Source organism: Paraburkholderia sp. CNPSo 3076 (assembly GCF_026343935.1).
GTDB classification, from domain to species: Bacteria; Pseudomonadota; Gammaproteobacteria; order Burkholderiales; family Burkholderiaceae; genus Paraburkholderia; species Paraburkholderia nodosa.
Genome location: NZ_JAPMAL010000013.1, coordinates 121,667 through 135,239, shown reverse-complemented (window position 1 = coordinate 135,239; position 13,573 = coordinate 121,667). Strand labels below are relative to the sequence as shown.

10 protein-coding genes and 3 pseudogenes are annotated in these 13,573 nt (G+C 59.7%); 3 read left to right on the top strand and 10 right to left on the bottom strand.

Going from position 1 to position 13,573, the window contains the following annotated elements:
- Positions 1–357: 357 nt before the first annotated feature.
- The 5 genes and pseudogenes from M3A49_RS16805 to M3A49_RS16785 form a co-directional block, all read right to left on the bottom strand.
- Positions 358–774, bottom strand: a complete 417-nt coding sequence (locus M3A49_RS16805) for an ExbD/TolR family protein (RefSeq protein WP_266229683.1) — start codon at positions 772–774, stop codon at positions 358–360.
- A 15-nt stretch (positions 775–789) separates the two neighbouring features.
- Positions 790–1,521, bottom strand: a complete 732-nt coding sequence (locus tag M3A49_RS16800) for a MotA/TolQ/ExbB proton channel family protein (protein WP_266229681.1) — start codon at positions 1,519–1,521, stop codon at positions 790–792.
- 25 nt (positions 1,522–1,546) lie between these two features.
- Positions 1,547–1,891: an energy transducer TonB gene (locus tag M3A49_RS42510; RefSeq protein ID WP_323183160.1), complete on the bottom strand. Its 345-nt coding sequence runs from the start codon at positions 1,889–1,891 to the stop codon at positions 1,547–1,549.
- Between the two features lie 591 nt (positions 1,892–2,482).
- Entirely contained in the window at positions 2,483–5,287 is a 2,805-nt protein-coding gene (locus tag M3A49_RS16790; protein ID WP_266229679.1) for a bifunctional YncE family protein/alkaline phosphatase family protein, read from the bottom strand.
- 932 nt (positions 5,288–6,219) lie between these two features.
- Positions 6,220–6,567: pseudogene (locus M3A49_RS16785) on the bottom strand (methyl-accepting chemotaxis protein); the annotation flags it as partial.
- A gap of 578 nt (positions 6,568–7,145) precedes the next feature.
- Here M3A49_RS16785 and M3A49_RS16780 point away from each other — a divergent pair.
- Together M3A49_RS16780 and M3A49_RS16775 are read left to right on the top strand one after the other, a co-directional pair.
- Positions 7,146–7,265, top strand: a pseudogene (locus M3A49_RS16780) (methyl-accepting chemotaxis protein); the annotation flags it as partial.
- A gap of 102 nt (positions 7,266–7,367) precedes the next feature.
- Positions 7,368–7,622 carry a hypothetical protein gene (locus M3A49_RS16775; protein WP_266229678.1) on the top strand — a complete coding sequence of 85 codons (255 nt, stop codon included), beginning with the start codon at positions 7,368–7,370 and terminating at the stop codon, positions 7,620–7,622.
- 297 nt (positions 7,623–7,919) lie between these two features.
- Here the strand turns inward: M3A49_RS16775 and M3A49_RS16770 are convergent, their stop codons facing one another.
- From M3A49_RS16770 to M3A49_RS16760, 4 genes and pseudogenes are all read right to left on the bottom strand, one after another.
- A complete protein-coding gene (locus tag M3A49_RS16770; protein ID WP_266229676.1) occupies positions 7,920–8,555 on the bottom strand; it encodes a glutathione S-transferase family protein in 636 nt (211 codons plus the stop codon).
- A gap of 75 nt (positions 8,556–8,630) precedes the next feature.
- Positions 8,631–8,909 (bottom strand): annotated as a pseudogene (locus M3A49_RS42690) (GNAT family N-acetyltransferase); the annotation flags it as partial.
- A gap of 103 nt (positions 8,910–9,012) precedes the next feature.
- Complete coding sequence (locus M3A49_RS16765) at positions 9,013–10,179, bottom strand: porin (protein ID WP_028207443.1); 1,167 nt, start codon at positions 10,177–10,179, stop codon at positions 9,013–9,015.
- Positions 10,180–10,590: 411 nt separating this feature from the next.
- A complete protein-coding gene (locus M3A49_RS16760) occupies positions 10,591–11,808 on the bottom strand; it encodes an MFS transporter (RefSeq protein ID WP_266229675.1) in 1,218 nt (405 codons plus the stop codon).
- Positions 11,809–11,898: 90 nt separating this feature from the next.
- Between M3A49_RS16760 and M3A49_RS16755 the strand changes: the two genes are divergently transcribed.
- Positions 11,899–12,237 (top strand): ArsR/SmtB family transcription factor, encoded by a 339-nt coding sequence (locus M3A49_RS16755; protein WP_266229674.1) that lies wholly within the window; start codon positions 11,899–11,901, stop codon positions 12,235–12,237.
- A gap of 281 nt (positions 12,238–12,518) precedes the next feature.
- Here M3A49_RS16755 and M3A49_RS16750 read toward each other — a convergent pair whose 3' ends face one another.
- Entirely contained in the window at positions 12,519–13,535 is a 1,017-nt protein-coding gene (locus M3A49_RS16750) for a zinc-dependent alcohol dehydrogenase family protein (RefSeq protein ID WP_266229673.1), read from the bottom strand.
- Positions 13,536–13,573 lie beyond the last annotated feature (38 nt).

Genomic DNA, 13,573 nt, shown 5'->3' with positions numbered 1-13,573 from the left:
GTCTTGCTGACGTCTGCAGTCTGGTCAGGATCGTTGACGTTGTCGGGCGCGGTCGCCGGTCTGGTTGCGCGGACAACGACCGTATCCAGTGTGGATGGCGTTTGAGTTTGTTGGGCCTGTTGAGCTTTCGCCGCGCTGGAAATCGACAGCGTCGAAAACGCAACCGATACAGCGATTGCGATTCTGGATGGGGACGATTTCATTAACGTCATCCTGTTATGGGGATTTTAGATAATTCATCGCCCCCTATAGTCTTGAATGCAAATGACTTGCATATGTAAGCAGCAAATAGACAACGGGGGGCCGTTGTCTGAACGGCACACCCGCTACCTCGAAGCAGGTTAGCGAGGCAACAGTCTATTGTTTTGGCTCGGTGACGAAGCCAATCTTCGTCAGGCCACCTGCATAGGCAGCAGACATCACCTGTGCCACCGCTTCGTAGGCCACTTTGCGATCTGCGCCAAGATGCAGCTCCGGCGGAGGATTCTCGTGTGCCGCCGCGGCGATCTTCGCGCGCAACGCGTTGGGTCCTACTGGCTGTCCGTCCCATAGCACGGTACCATTGGCCTCGATCGACACATTGACCTGCGCCGCCTTCACGTTCTCCTTCTGGCTGCTTGCGTGTGGCAGTTCAATTTTCACCGCATGGCGCAGCGCAGGGATCGTCACCATGAAGACGATCAGCAAGACGAGCATGACGTCGACGAGCGGCGTCATGTTGATTTCGCCCATCAGACCATCGTCTTCGTCGTCAGTAAATGGGGTGATGGCCATTGCCGTATCTCGAAGTCAGTCGCTACCGGTGGCGAGCCGCAGGCCGCTGTCGTGGACCGCCGGCGAGAGGCTCGAGCCGGTCACGAAGTACGCGTGAAGCCGATGCGCGAACCGCCTCAGCTTTCCGGCGAGCGCCTTGTTTGCGCGCGTCAGCGCGTTGTAGCCCAGCACAGCGGGAATGGCGACGAAGAGGCCGAACGCCGTCATGATCAGCGCTTCGCCGACGGGGCCCGCGACCTGGTCGATCGACGACTCGCCAGTCGCGCCAACCGCCAGCATGGCGTGATAGATGCCCCACACCGTACCCAGCAACCCGACGAACGGCGCGGTGCTGCCAATCGATGCCAGGATGGAAAGGCCGCCCTGCATTCGGGCGACGCTCTCGTCCATCGTGTCTTTCAGGCAGCGCGTTATCCAGTCCGATACGTCCATGCGTTCGCGCAAGAGCGGTTGCGCGCTGCGATGATGATCGGCTGCCTCCTTGCCGGCCAGCGCGAGTGCGAGAAACGGGTTCTCTCGCGCCGTGGTCGTGCGGCTTTCCGATTGCATTGCCCAGTCCGTGAAATCGTCGAGTTGTCCAACTGTTTGATCGATGTCACGGACCAGTCGCCTGAGTCGGATGACATTCCAGCCCTTGACGATCATCACGCTCCACGAGAGCACCGACATGACCAGCAGTGCGAGCGCGATGCCGCGCGTCACGAAGTCTCCGGCTGCCAGGAAGTGCGAAATACCATAGTTTTGCATGGCGGGTTCCCTATAAACGTCCGCGCTAGTTGTTCAGGGCGAACACGAAAGGAACAGACGTCGGCACACGGCGCGGCGTACCGTTCTCGAGATACGGCTGGCACGTGCTGTCGCGCACGGCGGCAAGTGCCGCTTCGTCGAGGCGGCTGTGGCCGCTGCCGCTTTTCAGTTCCACGGATTCAGGCTGGCCCGTCAGTCCCACGATGAATTTCACCATCACAGAACCTGTTTCGCCTCGTCGTAGCGAGAGCGGCGGGTAGGGCGGCTGTGCAATGCTGCAGTGCAGATGCGAGATGTCCTGCGGAGCGGCCAGTGCGATTGTTGGGCGGGCGGAGACGGCATCGGGCGACGATGCGGCGGCCGCGGCCACGGGCTCTGCTGGTCTCGAGGAGGGAGGAGCGGCTGGCTGTGCCGCGACGGGTTCGGTTGCGGTAAGCCTGCGCGGCGATGGGACCATGGTTTCATGCAGCGTCGTCACATGATTTGTTTTCCTTATATTTTGCGGCTGCGCCTTTGGCTTCGCAATGTCGACGGATGTCGCACGGTGCTCGAGCTGAGGAGGAGGCGACTGGACGACGGCGGGTGCCGTAACCGGTGCGGGACTCAGCAGTTCTGCCGTGATCGTGCGCGGCTCGGCGGGAGGCGGCACAGGATCGTTGCGGCCGCTCAGCACCACCGCGAGTAGCACCGCGTGAATGGCAGCGACGACAACACTGGCGCTCGTTGCGCGGACATTCAGTCTGTCGGGCGATGCCGGCTCGCGATCGGCAATAAAAGGAAGCGAAATCTGCATGCGGTAGATCCGGTTCAAGCGGTTCGCTTTAACGAACGTCTGCGCAGAGCATCGATGTCAGCGGGCGGCTGCCCCTGTGGACAGCCGCCCGCCGATGCCAGCTAATGTGTGCCTGGCGCAACGGGCGTTGCGACCCCGTCAACGCAACGCCCGGACGACATGATTCGCTCAATCGTCATCGTCGGCGGCAGCAGCGACCGTCTTCGCGCCATCGGTCGTGGGCTTCGTATAGACCGAGTGCGGAGCCGGATACGGCTTGTTACCCATTACGCCCGCCCACAGTACCCGGTTGAACAACTCCGGCGGGACGCGATCTTCCTTGGAGAAGTCGAAGCCCTTCGTCGTGTTCGCCCAGTAGGTCGCGTCATGCAGCGGATGAATGTCCGGGCCCTGTGCATACTGGTTGCCATCGTTGCCGCCCGAGGTCGGGCCGGTCGCCACGTTGCCCACATTCGTACCCTTCAGAATCGTCGACGCAACGGCGGTGTAGGTCCACGAACCATCCGACCCGGTGTCGAAGACATCGGCCATCGGTTGCGCGTACGCCGTGTTCAGGTCGATGTGCTGGGTGCTGAGCACGTCTTCCATGGTGCGGACCGCGTTGACCTGGCTGTATGCGGTGCTGACCACGGCGTTCTTCTTCACATACGCGCCGACGACATAGGCCGGAGCGCGGTGCGAATCGACGTGATCGGAGCCGGCCTGCGAATCGTCTTCGACCACCACGATCAGTGTGCTCTTCGCGTACGGGCTGTGCGCGACCGTCTCGATGAGCTTGCCGACCGCGAAGTCGTTATCCGCTTGCTCCTGTTCAGCCGTGCCCATCTGGCCGACGTTCTGCGCATAGCTGCCGGTGTGATCGGAACCCATGCGGACGAACTCAAACGACGGGAGATGGCCGTTCGCGACGTACTGCTGGAACTCGCGGTTCCATTCGAGTTCGCGGAACGTGTCCGGATAGGCCTGGTCGAAACCGCGGTAGTACGGGTCCGTCAGGGTGACGAGCGACGGCTTGAGCGGGTAGACCTGAATATTGCCGGAGGCAAACGGGGTGAGGAGGGGGCTGGCGATCGTACCGATCGAGCCGGTGTTGTTGACCATGCCGCCGTAGTTGCGGACCGTCCCGCCGGCTTGCAGCACCGCATCGTAGATGCTCGCTTTCTGGTAGCCGAACGGGGCATCCGGCACCGAGATATCGGCGATCCCCGGCAGCGCGTTGGCCGTGCCGCCCGGCAACGACGACGTCACCGTGGAGTAGGCGCCGCCCGAGGCGGCGTCGCGCATGGCGGTCGTGGCGAGGCCAACCGGCAGACCGCGATTGGCGCCTTCGGATTCATACGACATGCCGCGACTCACGCCAGCGTAGTTCTCCTGCTGCGAAACCTCCTCGGTCGGCGTGACGTGCGCATGCTGCACCCACGACCAGCCGTCCATCGAACCGTCGCCCGGATCGGCGAAGTTGTCGATCGTGACGAAGTTCCCAGCGATATTGTGGAAGTTCGGCGTGGTCGACTTGCCGTACATGGTCAGCGAGGGATCGCCGTTCGAGCCGTTGCCAAGGTCGCCGAGAATCTGGTCGAAGGTGCGATTTTCCTTGACGACATAGATCACGTGCTTGATGTGATCACGCAGGAAATGCATCGTCTGGCGATCGCTTTCCGACTCTCTCACCGAGTAGTGATTGTTTTCAGCGACCTGGCTGGTCAGCCGGGCAAGCGCGTCGCCCCTCGGGACCGGTGCGCTCACGAGGCTGCTCTGCTCGAGACCAAACTGGTACTGCGCCGAGGTACCCGAGGTGTACAGCGGGTTCGGGCCGGTGTTCGACTTGCCGTTGATGATGTACATCTGCGACCCGTCGGCGCTCAGCGTGATGTCCTTGGGCGCATAGGCGGTCGGGATCAGGCCGGTGACGTGGTAGCCTTCGTCGCCGTCGAGCGAGATCACGGCGATCGAGTTGTCGCCGTTGTTGACCGCATACAGGGTTCTGCCGTCGCGCGATACGGTTACGTTCACCGTGTCACGGCCGCTGTACTTCTTGTTGTTGCTGTGGCCCTGATCGTCGCCGTCGCCGGACTGGCTGGCGATGTCGATCGTCCTCTCGACCCTGTGGCTGGCGGTATTGATGACCGCGACCTGGTCGGTGTTCGCCACCGCGACGTAGAGCTTCGACTGATCCGGCGAGAGGGTCATGCCATAAGCATTGCCTTTCACCGGGATGCGGGTGATGAATTGCGGTGCGGCCGGGTTCGACAGGTTCAGCACCACGACTTCACGGTCCCGCACCGACGAGATGAAAGCGGTGTCGTCGGATTTCAGTGAAACGGCCCACGGGTATTCGCCACCTGCAACGCCTTGCGTGCCCGACGTGTTGAACGGACGCAGATCATATTCCGACGTGACCGTGTTCGTCGTCGTGTCGATGATGGTGATCGAGTCGTTGTAGTTGTTGGCAACGACGAGGATCCTGCCATTGCCGGAAAGGGCGAGACCACCGGCGTTCGGCTTCACACCGTTGCCGATACCCTTGCTGTGATTCAGGGCGATGGCTGCGGTCTGCGACCATTGGGCCGACGCAAGAGCGGACGGACGGCTGTACACGTAGACCGCGTCGTCAGCGCCGCCAGTGCCGTACAGGGTCTGGTTTCCATTCCAGACGAGACCATCGAACGCGTTGTTCTGGTGAATGGCCTGGACAAACTTCGGGTTGGCCTTGTTGGCGCCCGACACGTCGTAGATGAAGATGTACTGAGTCGAGGCAGTTTTGTCGAGCGTGCTGTTGCTGGCGCCCGTGTAGACGGTATTGTAGCCTGCCGTAATCACGGCCAGCGTGTTACCGTCCGGGCTGAGTTGCGACCGGATGGCGCCGCTGACGACCTGGGTCGGCTTTGCCGCGAGTTGCGGGTTGAGCAACTGCTGCACAGCACCCGGAATGGCTCTCGGGGAGATGAACTGGCCCGTTGGCAGAAGTTCCATGTTGCCCTGCGGCGGTGCTGCAAATGCAAGGCAGCTAGTCAGTAATCCTAATGCTAAGCCAGATTGAACGACGTTACGATTCATTTTGGTTCTCTCCAGATAATCAAAACAGAAAAGCCAAATTCGATTCAAACGGAATCATTTGTCAGGTCTGTTGCCCCTGATTGCGGAGACGTGCAAGTGATTGGACCAGGTGGGATGTATTGCAGTGGCGCCATCCCGGCGCTTTCAGCCCGGTAACATTTAGTCAGTTTCGAATGTCAATCGAATGACATGTTTTGAGCGTGGATATTCAGAATACGAATCGTTCTTTGTTACGTCGTCAATTATTTTCACAAGACGATCACAGTTGCTTTGGCATACTAATTGATTGTGTCACAGCAAAGATCAAGTCGGAGGGCGACACAGGCATACGCTTGCGAAGCGACGCCGCGTGAAGTCCGGATCAATGCATCTATCGAAGACAGGCAAAGCACCGGATATGCCGGCCAAATGACACAAGAAGGCGCGGTGGGCGTGCTGACACAGTGTTGATGGGTTGCCGCCGCCGTGTTCGATCTCGTTCATCATGTGTCTCGACATGGCAGGAACGCTCAGAAAATCGGACTCGGAATCGGTGTGTGTTGCTGGCCGTTATGGTGTGCAGTCGGGGCCGGGTGCATCGTGGCACTCAATGCCTGTGGGGTTACGCCGCCAGTTCGCTATACAGATTACGAGTCTTGCATGACAGATAGGTGAAGGTTGTAAAGGGCCGCCATTGTCTCGTTGCGTTTGCAAGCAAGGTGCGACGCAGATGCTTCGATACATGAGATGGCTCTCTACTCACATGCTGACCCGCGCGTCGAAAGCAGGCTGGCAAAATGGGCAGTTTTACCGGTGTTGTTGCTCAAGGTGCGCTACGTCGAGGACGCGCTGTACCTTTCTATAGCCCTTTATTTACCTTTCATTTTGCGATGTCGGGGGAGTTTCCTGATGGCGGGTTCCATTTGAACTACTGCCTGATTGACCTGCTCGATACCCGTATGCTGTTCGCGTGATGCCGCCGCGATCTCGCCCATCAGGTCAGTTACGCGTTGCACGGAACGCACGACTTCTCCGATCGTCAGCCCTGCCTCGCCAACCTGTTTCGCACCGGCATTGACCCGCTCGACCGACACGTCGATTAGCTCCTTGATCTCTTTCGCCGCACTGGCGCTGCGCTGCGCCAACGCGCGCACTTCAGCTGCGACCACTGCGAATCCCCGGCCCTGTTCGCCGGCTCGCGCGGCTTCGACCGCGGCATACATATTCCATTCAAAGAAAACCTAGATGTCGTTGCGTACGCAACAAAACAGAGGGTTCTCGAGCCGGATGGAAGAGGTGGTCGCGGTTCGCCCATTGAATAGGCCTCAACGGACTCGGCCGAATGCGGCACGGCGAATGCAATGCGCGCTGATCGATAGCCTCAGTTATCGCAACGCAGGCCGCCCATGGTGGTTGCGGGCGGCTCAAAGCAGTCACGGCGCACGACCTTTTCCATATTCCTGCACACGCATCGGGAGACATCATGGAATCAACGGGCGCGTCATTACGTTCGCTTTACGCCAGAGCCGACAAACTCATGATCGTCGTGATCTGGGGCTGTTCGTCATTTCCTGTTTGCTGGCAGAGAATACCTTCACGGCGGTGCAGTCGCGTGGATCGGGCTGCCCTCGGTGCTTACCGCGTCGGCGCTGGTGCTCTACACCGCTGCGGCAAATAGTCTCGCGAGAGAGAGCTCGGCGGTTGCTCATCAGAGCGGGAAAGCCGTTAGCGAAGTGGTAAGCAATATGAGCGAGATCGAACCGCCGTTCAGCGCATGGGGGACATGATCGCAACCATAGAAGGCATCGCGTTTCAGACCAATATTCTCGCGCTCAACGCGGCTGTTGAAGCGGCGCGCGCGGGAACGAGCGGTCGCGGATTCGCTGTGGTGGCATCCGAAGTGCGTACGCTTGCGTAGAGGAGCGCCAATGCCGCCTCTGACGTCAGGCGCCTCATCGTCGATTCGCTGGGGAAGGTCTATCAAGGCGCGGTGCTCGCCAGACGCGCTGGCCAGGCCATGGAACATGTCGTCGAAACAGTGGGTAGCGTGGCCAGATTGATCGAACAGGTAAGCTCCGCGAGCGATGCGCAGAGCGGTGACGTCAATCAGTTTAGCCGGGGCGTCGATGAAATGGACGCCGCGCTGGCAGGCAACGTCGATCATGTGAAGAAGATTGCGCAAACGTCCGAAAGCCTGAATGAACAGGCGCAGAAGCTGCGCTCGGCAATATCGGCGTTCCTCGTAGAGCCCGCGGAAATGCGCCTGGAATAGCCAGTAGTTCCAGAAGCAGCGAAACTATCGGCTGATTGGGGTCTGCCTGCAGCCAACGGACGCTCTGGGAACGTCGGCTCAGTGTGAAAGCGAATAGGGCATATCGATCCGTTGCGGCCTCTCGACATTCTCCAATGCGGACGTTCGCCCACGAGTCAAGGCGATGTCGTGCCGTTTTCACCAGAAGCAGCGTCTTCTGCGCAGATCGGCGTTTTGCGGGTCGGCGCCGGTGCTTCGATGGCATATAAAGGCATTGTTTGCTATGCACGCGACCGCGGGTGTAACTTCGAGCGCCTTTTAATCACGTACGATGGCGTGCGGATCGATGGTGTAAGGATGCACGGGATTGTTGGGACCAATCTCGGCAGCGACGCGCGACAGCCAGGCAGCGAGCGCAGGATAGGCTGGCAGGTCGATACCGACATCGCCTGCGAGGTGCGTGTATGCGTAGACCGATATGTCGGCAATGGACAGGCGATCACCGACCAGGAAGGTCGCGTCCGCCAGAGACCGATCGAGGGCTCGCAGCGCCTTCGTGGCGGTATCCTGTTTGGCTGGGACCATCGCAGCGTTACGCTTCAACCGCCCCGTCAATGTCCAGAAACGCAAGGAGCCGATGACCGATTCGATGTAGTACTGCTCGAAGCTGAGCCATTGAGCAACCTTGGCGCGCCCGAAGCGGTCAGATGGCAGGAAATCGGTCCCGTCAGCCAGAAACTGAAGGATCGCATTCGACTCGGACAGAGCGCGGCCGTCTTCCAGTTCGAGCGCAGGCACGGCGCCTGAGGGGTTGAGTTTGAGGAAGGCGTCGGTCTGCCCCGCTCCCTCGAAGATGGAGATCTCTTGGGTCGTGTAGGGAACGCCGAGAAGGCGAAACAGAACCCGGATCTTCCAGGCGTTCTGGGAGGGCAGATAGTCGTATAAGCGCAGCATGTCGACTCCTGAGTGAGGAAGCCCAACTATGGCTGATGTGGCCCGCGCTCAACACTCCGGATATTGCGCTTAAATTCATGGATTACGGAGCCCGCGTGAAGTGAGTACCTGTTGCAGGCGGCGCTCCCGGCTCGTCGAGATGGCATTCGAAATACGCGACGTCATGCCACTCGCGATGAAAATGCATGTCCCTGCTGGCTCGCCAAACGCCACGAAGCTGTCCGGCTCCATAACTCGCATCGATCCGATGTTAGGAGGCCGTACAATTGCTTCCACTCGCGACAAATTCAATTCTCTCGCGGCAATATCCCTCGCAAGCTTAACGGCTTGAGATGCATAGCCACGAAAAACACCCCAAAACCTGGACCAATGTCCAACTTTTGGGGTGCAATTGACGAGCGCGGCTTTTCTTGGCCAGGGGTAATGCGTCCACTACCCCGGGCTTCTGAACCTGCTATTAGAACCTGTGGTACATGCCAATGTTGGCTTGAACCTGGTTGCCGCCCGATGCCGTGTTGCCGAAGTCAGCAGCCGAAGCCTGAGCGCCCTGAGCGTGAACGTAGGCACCCATCACGTATACCGAGGTAAGCTTCGACAGCGCGTACGTAGCACCCAGCGACGCCTGGTTGATCGAAGCCATCGTGCGGCCCTCAGCGGCTTGCGCAGGCGTGGCTGCCGAACCGTAGACGTACGTGTATCCAGCAGCCAGCGACAGCGCCGGGGTTGCCTGGTACTGCAGAAGGGCACCGACTACGTTGAAGTGGATCGATGCCTGGCCATCGTTGCCTTCGTATTGAGCGTTCGAGTACCGCAGGCCAGCCGTGTACGGACCAAACTGGTATTGGCCAGCGATTTGAGCGATGCCCGCGCTCTTGAACGCATTGCCACCGTAGTAACCCGAACTCGGATAGCCCAGCGCACCGCCGAACGACGGTTGCGCCGTTGCGTTCTGCCAGCCGTTCTCACCCTGGTTTGCGGCATGGAAGTAGCCGCCAGCGACCGTCAGACCACCTTGAGCGTAGTCCGCAGCCACCGACCACGATTGACCCGAACCCATAGCACCGGCAACGCCGCCGAACGAGTACGCGCCTTCAGCCTGGAAGCCCTTGAAGATAGGCGAAATGTACTTTACGGCGTTGTTCTGGTTCGTCGTGTTGTCGTTGTTGTCCACGTCGCCCGGGGTCGAGAATGTCGAAGCCGAAACGGCGTCGCCCGTCAGGCCTTGAACCATTTCCGTCACGGCGTCGATCTGGCGACCCATACGCAGGGTACCGTACTGGTCCGACGTGAGGCCTACGTAGGCCTGGCGGTTGAACAGCGAACGCGAGGAGCCAATGGGGCCCTGGCCGCCGATGCCACCGCTGGCGATGTTGAAACCATTTTCGAGCTTGAAGACCGCCTTGAGGCCGCCGCCGAGGTCTTCCTGACCCTGGAGGCCCCACTTGTTCGAACCCGAGGCACCGCCAACGAGGGCGACTTCCGAGTGGCCATTAACGTTCGAGGTGTAGCTGATACCTGCGTCCAGCATGCCGTACAGGGTGACCGACGACTGTGCCATTGCTGCCGAGGATGCGGCGAAAGCGGCAACAGCGATAACCGTTGCCTTGATGGTGCTGTTCTTCATCTGTAATTTAGTGTCCCTGAGTATCTTTTGGATTGGTTTACTCGTTACTGCGCGCCGGAGGATACGGCACCTCCCGCAAACTCAAGAAACGAAAAAAAAAGACTGTCGCAAAAACGTAACAAAAAGGCGCAATGTCTTGTGCGGCGGGCGACCGATGGACTATTCCGTACCAGCTCTGCAAAGGCGAATGGGTGACCGCTTTCCGGCTGCCGCTGACGTTTGAATGTCCGGCCGAACCATTCTGTGACTGACGCTTCAAGGCCGACCACCGTCTCATGCCGTTTCACGGTGCGATCGACGGAAAGCGAGCCGGAGGGTCCAGCAGGCAGGCGCTCGGTGGACGGCGACTTCCGGGGACCAACGGCCGCTTATCCGTCGGGCGGGGCGCAGATTGGCCGTGCAAACGGTGTATCAGGAGATAACCGCTCGTTCATCACGGAGCGTCGCCGTGAGTATCATCGCCACGCATGCAAGCGCCGACGCGGTGATAAAAACGTCCTTGAGCGAACCAAACCAGCCTACGAAGTTGCCCCCCATCACGTTGCCCAATGTCGTTCCAAGACCGAGAAAGACGTTGGCAACACCAAACACCGTGGTTGCCGAGCAAGGGTCCATAGTCTTGCTGATATACGCGGGGATCAGTCCGTAAATCGCATAGAACGAGAGACCGAAACACACGGCGGCCGCTCGCAATTGCCATGCTTCGGAATGGAAAGCGATCAGGAGACCGGAGCCGGCGAGTGCAGTGAAGGAGAATGCGAGCGCGATCCGCACCCCTGCCTTGTCGGCAGCCATCCCCGCCGCAAATCCGCTGAACAGTCCAACCACGCCAATCGTCGACCAGACTTGTCCGATGGTTTCCAGGGAATGCCCCTGTTCATCGGCCAGAAAGCTCGACAGGTAGTTTTGCCACGGCCCGCAAGCCATTCCGCTCAACGCGAGCAGTATCCAGACCGTCAGGTTGGGGCGAGTCATCAATCGCCACCGGTCGCCGGACGCGTGGCGACCTTCGGCGCGCTTTGGCGCCTTGCGGCTGAAAACCTGTGGAGCGAAGCGGCGAAGCGCAAGCAGTCCCACAAGCGCAATGACGAGCGAGGCCGACGCCGCCACAATCCATATCGAGTGCCAGCTGTATCCTGGTAGCATCCGCGACACCAGAGCGCCATTCGCGAATTGCCCATAGGCCGTGCCGCTCGAAACCAGACCATTGACGCGGGACCGGTACCCGAAAGGGACTGTCCCGGCGATTGCACCGACGCTCGGGACCATCATGAAAGCCGCCGTCGCGCCAAGTCCGGCGAGAACGAGTCCGACCGACATTACGCTCTGGACTCTCGCGAACAGTAGCAAAAGCAAGGCTGCCACAGTGACAGCGCCCACAATGACCTGTCCCTCGCCGAAGCGGGCTGCGAGGCGCGGACAAACTAGCGCCGCAACAAGATACGCAGTCTGGGCTCCCCCAGTTACGATGCCAATCGCCGTATAGTCGAACCCGAAACTCTGCCGCATCACTGGCACGACCAGCGCAAAAAGATAGAGCCCAAAACCGAACACGACCGCCACGAACAGCGTGAAGACGACGGCAACGCTGATCGTGCGCACGATCGACTGAGTTCTTGCGGAAGTCATTGCGTTCGTCGCCATAGTCGACCTATATCGATAAATAGCTATATAGCTAGCGTACAATATAGATTGGTCCCGTCAAGGAAAATCTGAGCAATGTCGAAAATGGACAACCTCGATGAGAGCCAGCTGCAGGACGCGCTGCATGCACTCTCGAATCGCCACCGGCTGACGATACTCATCTGGCTCACCGAGCCGGAAAAGCACTTTCCGCCGCAGCGGGACGCCGACCTTGTGAGGGACGGAGTGTGTGTCAGTTTCATCACCGAGAAGGCGGGTCTCAGTCAGCCCACTGTCACCACGCATATGCAGGCGCTGGCAGCGGCAGACCTGGTGACTTCGAAGAAAATCAAAAACTGGGTGTACTACAAGCCCAATAGCGTGGCGATCGAACGCTTGCTCGACGACCTGAATCGCGCGCTACGTCCCACTTGACCGATTCGCTTTCCACAACTGAAGTGGGCTCCGCATGTGTCATCGCGTATGTGCCGAGAGGGTCTCTTGTTGGGGGCGGAACCGACGCTCTAGGTGAGCAAAGCAACGGTTGCTACTGACTGTTCGTGGCCCCACCTCTGCCACCGATGCGGTCGGCCTTAGCCGACCCGATATAGAGGTCCGTTCCGCTTTCGCTGATACTGGTTGCACTGGCAGCTTGCTGCCAGTGCATAGGCTCGCTGCAGGATCGGAGACTCGGACGGATCGGGGTTCTAGAAACGTCAGTTCACGACATCGATGACCACCTTCCCTACATGTTTCCTGCTCTCAAGCCGTCGATATGCTTCACCATATTCCGCCAGTGGATAGATCCGATCGATAACCGGCCGTACTTGATGCATGGTCATCGCCTGGAGCAGTGCTTCGAAATTCGCGCGGGGGCCGATGGTCGCACTGGCTATGACGAGTGATCGGTAGAGTACGTCAACGACCGGGAGGCCACCACCAAGGCCACCTAGCGCCCCGGCCATGACGATTTCCCCACGGATCCTGGTCGATGCGGCGGACTTTACGATAGTCTCTCCCCCGACGACGTCGATAACCTTGTCTACGCCCCGTCCGTCGGTGAGCGCCAGGATTTGGCGCTCCCAATCGGGGAATCTGGTGTAGTTCACAACTGATTCAGCGCCTAACGCCTTCAGTTTCTCGGCCTTCTCGTCCGACGAGGTGATCGCCAAAACGCGGGCGCCAAACATCCGCGCGATCTGGAGCGAAAACAGTGCAACGCCCCCCGTGCCTTGGGTTAGCACCGTCTGACCCGGCTGGAGCGGCGTATTGAGATTGAGAGACGACCAGGCCGCGACCGCCGCGCACGGCAGGCAGGCGGCTTCTACATAGGACATGTAGGCCGGGAGGTGGACGAATGCGTTTTCATGCAGCAGCGCGTATTCAGCCAGCATCCCGTCCAAGGCGAATCCGACGCTGCCCGACGCATAGTCTGGAACAAAGGAACCCCCGATCCAGTGTACGGAGCAGTTTGCGGCGACGCGGTCGCCAATCTTGACTCGTGTGACATCTTCCCCGATTGCCACGACCTCACCAGCGCCATCCGACAAGGGAATACCGTTTTTCTTTGTCACCGCGTCATACGGGCCGTTCAATACAGCCTGGTCGCGGGAATTCAGCGAAGCGGCATAAACCCTGATCAGCACCTCTTGGCGACCGGGGTTTGGCACAGATTCGTCGTGCAGTCGCAGGCTTGTTTGATGGCCCGTAGCGACAAGTCTTACAGCTTTCATTGGTTTGCTCTCCGAGGGGTGCGTATCGCAGGGTCGCC

What these genes read in the sequence shown, in the direction of transcription:
- M3A49_RS16775 (WP_266229678.1), top strand. Translation starts at nt 7,368, where the DNA reads ATGGAACATGTCGTCGAAACAGTGGGTAGCGTGGCCAGATTGATCGAA.
- M3A49_RS16750 (WP_266229673.1), bottom strand. Translation starts at nt 13,535, where the DNA reads ATGAAAGCTGTAAGACTTGTCGCTACGGGCCATCAAACAAGCCTGCGA.
- M3A49_RS16790 (WP_266229679.1), bottom strand. Translation starts at nt 5,287, where the DNA reads ATGGAACTTCTGCCAACGGGCCAGTTCATCTCCCCGAGAGCCATTCCG.
- M3A49_RS16755 (WP_266229674.1), top strand. Translation starts at nt 11,899, where the DNA reads ATGTCGAAAATGGACAACCTCGATGAGAGCCAGCTGCAGGACGCGCTG.
- M3A49_RS16805 (WP_266229683.1), bottom strand. Translation starts at nt 774, where the DNA reads ATGGCCATCACCCCATTTACTGACGACGAAGACGATGGTCTGATGGGC.
- M3A49_RS16765 (WP_028207443.1), bottom strand. Translation starts at nt 10,179, where the DNA reads ATGAAGAACAGCACCATCAAGGCAACGGTTATCGCTGTTGCCGCTTTC.
- M3A49_RS16760 (WP_266229675.1), bottom strand. Translation starts at nt 11,808, where the DNA reads ATGACTTCCGCAAGAACTCAGTCGATCGTGCGCACGATCAGCGTTGCC.
- M3A49_RS16800 (WP_266229681.1), bottom strand. Translation starts at nt 1,521, where the DNA reads ATGCAAAACTATGGTATTTCGCACTTCCTGGCAGCCGGAGACTTCGTG.
- M3A49_RS16770 (WP_266229676.1), bottom strand. Translation starts at nt 8,555, where the DNA reads ATGCTGCGCTTATACGACTATCTGCCCTCCCAGAACGCCTGGAAGATC.